Annotated in this window: 5 protein-coding genes; 2 read left to right on the top strand and 3 right to left on the bottom strand. The window is 63.7% G+C overall.

The window, feature by feature from the left end; translation table 11 throughout:
• Together AC1DT2_RS17080 and AC1DT2_RS17075 are read left to right on the top strand one after the other, a co-directional pair.
• Positions 1-609: His/Gly/Thr/Pro-type tRNA ligase C-terminal domain-containing protein (locus AC1DT2_RS17080; RefSeq protein ID WP_477297659.1), on the top strand; the 609-nt coding region annotated here is incomplete at its 5' end.
• Positions 610-767: 158 nt separating this feature from the next.
• On the top strand, positions 768-1,091 hold the full coding sequence (locus AC1DT2_RS17075) for an H-NS histone family protein (protein WP_063573196.1): 324 nt from the start codon (positions 768-770) through the stop codon (positions 1,089-1,091).
• Between the two features lie 168 nt (positions 1,092-1,259).
• On the opposite strand, the gene AC1DT2_RS17070 is transcribed toward AC1DT2_RS17075, so the two are convergent.
• The 3 genes from AC1DT2_RS17070 to AC1DT2_RS17060 are packed head-to-tail and all read right to left on the bottom strand — an operon-like array spanning position 1,260 to position 3,961.
• Positions 1,260-2,543, bottom strand: coding sequence for a threonine/serine exporter family protein (locus tag AC1DT2_RS17070; protein WP_477297657.1), 1,284 nt, complete (start codon positions 2,541-2,543; stop codon positions 1,260-1,262).
• Positions 2,536-2,991, bottom strand: a complete 456-nt coding sequence (locus tag AC1DT2_RS17065) for an NfeD family protein (protein WP_063573195.1) — start codon at positions 2,989-2,991, stop codon at positions 2,536-2,538. The genes AC1DT2_RS17070 and AC1DT2_RS17065 overlap by 8 nt, the downstream gene beginning before the upstream one ends.
• 4 nt (positions 2,992-2,995) lie before the next feature.
• Entirely contained in the window at positions 2,996-3,961 is a 966-nt protein-coding gene (locus AC1DT2_RS17060) for an SPFH domain-containing protein (RefSeq protein WP_477297655.1), read from the bottom strand.
• Positions 3,962-4,002 lie beyond the last annotated feature (41 nt).

Here is a 4,002-nt window from a genome sequence, read left to right as displayed (position 1 = left end):
ACCCACTACACGGGCGCCAACTGGCAGCGCGATGCACGTATCAATCGCGTGGCCGACATCCGCAAGGTCGTCGACGGCGACCTCTCCCCGGACGGCAAGGGTCACATCCGGCTCGCGCGCGGSATCGAGGTCGGCCATATCTTCCAGCTCGGCCAGAAGTACGCCGAAGCCATGGGAGCCAGCGTGGTCGACAGCAACGGTAAGATGGCCACCATGTACATGGGCTGCTACGGCGTAGGTGTCAGCCGCATCGTCGCCGCTGCCATCGAACAACGTAACGACGAGGCCGGCATGATCTGGACCGATGCCATGGCGCCGTGGCGCGTGGCGGTATGCGTCATCAATCCGAAGAACGACGCCGTCGTCGCCGAAGCGGCCGAGTCGCTCTACCAAGAACTTTCGCAGGCCGGCATCGACACCGTGCTGGACGATCGGGGCCTGCGTCCCGGCTCGATGTTCGCCGACATCGAGCTGATCGGCATCCCGCACCGTGTGGTCGTCAGCGGACGCGGCCTGGAGGCGGGCACGTTCGAATATCGCGCTCGCACGGACGCTGAAAGCCGGAACGTTTCCCGCCAGGAACTCCTGACGCTGCTCGGCGCCTTATAATCGAAGGATTAGTGGCGTGGTTATCTGCCGCTATTCGATGTAGGTAAAACTCAGCTAATTCACGCAAATGCCGGATGGAAACATCCGGCATTTTGCTTTTTGTCGCATAACCAGCTAAAAATCCCGGCGCGAACGTTAATCCTCCACGGGAGACTCCAATGGCTGTCGATATCAAGAACCTCAATCACAACCAGCTTAATGAGCTGATTTCCAAGGCCCAGGTACGCCAGACCGAACTGCGTAAGGAGAAGGTCACCAAGCTGCGCGAAAAGATCAATGCGCTGATCAAGGCCGAGGGGTTCACGTTCGACGACGTATTCGGCGCCCGCGCCCCGAAATCCAAGCGCGCCGGCACCACGGTCGCTGCGAAATACCGTAATCCCGGCAATGAAGAACAGACCTGGTCAGGCCGCGGCAAGCGCCCGCGCTGGTTCAATGAAGCGCTCAAGGCCGGCACGAAAGAAACCGACATGCTGGTCTGAGTCGTCGCATTAACCGAATACCGGGCCCCGCTTAATGCGGGGCTTTGGCTTTTTGTAGGAGCCGATTCATCGGCGATGGGTGTTTGCCTGAACCTGGCCCGCTACCGCGGGATCGCCGATGAATCGGCTCCCACATTTCTGCGGTGGATTCGAAACCCTGCGGCGGATTCAAAGCGATCGGCGCGGCGCCACGATCAGGTCGCCGAACAGCAAGCCGGCGACGAGGGAAACCAATAAGGTTACGCCGAGCAGGCCAGTGTCCATGCTCAGCGAGGCATCGCGGTCGAGCAGGTAGGAAACACTGCGGAAACTCACCGAGCCCGGCACCAGAAGGATGATGCCCGGTTCGCGTACGACCGCCCCGGGTTGCTGCGCATAACGGGCGTACACGTTGCTCAGCGAGCCAAGCAACAGTCCGCCGACGAATACACCGAAGGGCGCGCCCGGCAGTGAACCGGAGATGCTGCCTCCCCATCGCGTGGCCAGGTAGCCCAGTACCACCGAACCCATCACGACCAGCCAGTCGCGCTTCGCGGCACGAAAAAGAATAGCGAACGAGAAGGCACCCAGGAGCAGCGATGGCCAGTCCGCCCAGGCCGGCAAAGGTGGCAGGGCATAGCTGCGCGGAATGATACCCACGGCTTCGCAGAGCTGGCTGGCCGCCACGGTGCCGAAGGTGAGCTTGAGCAGGGTCGCTATCGCGCCGCCCATGCGGGCGACGCCGGCGACCAGATGCTGGCTGGATATCTCGCGCACCGCCGTCGTCAGTGCCATGCCCGGCAACAGGACGATCAGGCTGCCGAGGATCACCGACTTCAAGGCCAGTGGCACGACATACGCACTGACGACCGTGGCGATGACCGTCGCCACCATGGCGCTGATCGCTTCGCTGGCGGCCGCCAGACGCGGCCGACTGCCCGAGGCGACCGTGATCAGGCCAATCAGCACGCCGATGACACCGGCGGTGATCAGGTCGGGCCAGGAGCTATGCAACAACRGGGCGACGACGCTGGCCGCGCACAGCCCGTAGCTCGCGATGACGCCGAGCTGGGCCAGGAAGGTCTCCGGCGCGCCGAGCTTGCGCAGTAGATGAAAGCCTTCGCGCAGTTCCATCTGGCCGTCGATCACCGAGTCCGCAATGCGGTCGGCCTCRCACAGGCGTGCCAGGTTCACATCGCCCGGTGGCAGGCGCATCACCTGGGTCACCTGGGCCACGCCATCGTCGCCCTGCCCCAGATCGGCGAAGGACACGATGATGGCGGTGGGACTCGACCAGACCTCGGCGGAAAGACCAAGGCGCTGGGCCGACCGCGCGATCGCCGTCTCCAGGCGAGGCGCGGTGGTTCCGTACTGATGCAGGCGACGGGCGAGTTCGGTCAGGAAAGCGATGCGGGTGTTGATCGCCGTGGTGGCGAAGCTCACCGGAACGCTCAGCGGCACGGCCTCAGGCAACGTCCACCGCCTTCACGCGCAGGGTGGTGCCGTCGATACCGACGACCTCGATCGTCGCGCCCAACGGAAGATCGGGACCGACGACCAGCCACATGCCATCACCGACGCGGGCCTTGCCGCGCCCGTTGACGATGGGCTCGCACAGCGAAAAGCGTTGCCCGATCAGCTGGTCGCCACGACGATTCAGGCGCTCGTTGCCGACCGGCACGATCCGCTCCAGGCGTGGACGGACGAACTTCCAGTAGGCGAAGCAGGAGACGAAAGCGAGCACGCCGAAGACGACAGCCTGCGTGATCGCTCCCATGTCGGGGAGCACGGCGACCAGCCCGCCCATGACGGCGGCGGCGATACCGATCCACAGCATGAAGTAACCGGGAAGCATGACTTCGCCGCCGATCAGCACCAGCGCGGCGACCCACCAGAAGTAGTGCAGGGCCAGTTCGGTCATGGCATCAACGCGGCGGCAGCGGCGCGCGGGGGCCGCCGGCGACGGGCTCGGCCGGAGCGCGCTGGGCGTTAAGGGAATCCTTGGCCAGCTCGGCAATACCGGCGAGCGAGCCGAGAATGCCGGCCGATTCCATCGGCAGCAGGAGCATCTTCTGGTTCGGCGACCTTGCCATTTCCTTCAGCGCGTCGACGTAGTTGTTGGCGACGAAATAATTGAGCGCGTTGACGCTGCCGCCAGCGATCGCGTTGGAGACCATCGTGGTGGCTTTCGCCTCGGCCTCGGCAAGGCGCTCGCGTGCCTCGGCTTCGCGGAAGGCGGCTTCCTTTTTGCCTTCGGCGGAGAGGATGGCCGACTGCTTCTCGCCTTCGGCCTTGAGGATGGCCGCCTGGCGATAACCTTCGGCGTCGAGGATGTTGGCGCGCTTCTCGCGCTCGGCCTTCATCTGCCGTGCCATCGCGTCGACAAGGTCGCGCGGCGGCGAGATGTCCTTGATCTCGATACGGGTGACCTTGACGCCCCACGGGTGGGTCGCTTCATCGATCACGCCGAGCAGCTTGGCATTGATCGCGTCACGCTGGCTGAGGCTCTCGTCGAGATCCATCGAGCCAAGCACCGTACGGATGTTGGTCATGATCAGCGCCAGCGCCGCACCTTCGAGGTTGGCGACCTCGTAAGCGGCCTTGGCGGCATCGAGGATCTGGTAGAAGACCACGCCGTCGACACGTACGACCGCGTTGTCCTTGGTGATGACGTCCTGCGAAGGGACTTCGAGCACCTGCTCCATCATATTCATCTTGCGACCGATCGCATAGACGAACGGAATGAGGAAATGCAGGCCCGGCGAGAGGGTGCCCGTGTACTTGCCGAACAGCTCCACCGTCCACTCGTAGCCCTGGGGCACGATACGGATCAGCTTGGCCAGCACGATCACGACGACGATGACAACAACCAACGCAACGACGCTTCCCATCCCTTGCACTCCCTCATCCGAATATGTTCCGGAGTATAGGC

It is taken from the genome of Luteibacter sp. P4_E6, from assembly GCF_056401535.1.
The sequence above is the reverse complement of the archived record's forward strand: the minus strand, read 5'-3'. Positions and strand labels throughout refer to the sequence as shown.

What these genes read in the sequence shown, in the direction of transcription:
- AC1DT2_RS17065 (WP_063573195.1), bottom strand. Translation starts at nt 2,991, where the DNA reads ATGACCGAACTGGCCCTGCACTACTTCTGGTGGGTCGCCGCGCTGGTG.
- AC1DT2_RS17075 (WP_063573196.1), top strand. Translation starts at nt 768, where the DNA reads ATGGCTGTCGATATCAAGAACCTCAATCACAACCAGCTTAATGAGCTG.
- AC1DT2_RS17060 (WP_477297655.1), bottom strand. Translation starts at nt 3,961, where the DNA reads ATGGGAAGCGTCGTTGCGTTGGTTGTTGTCATCGTCGTCGTGATCGTG.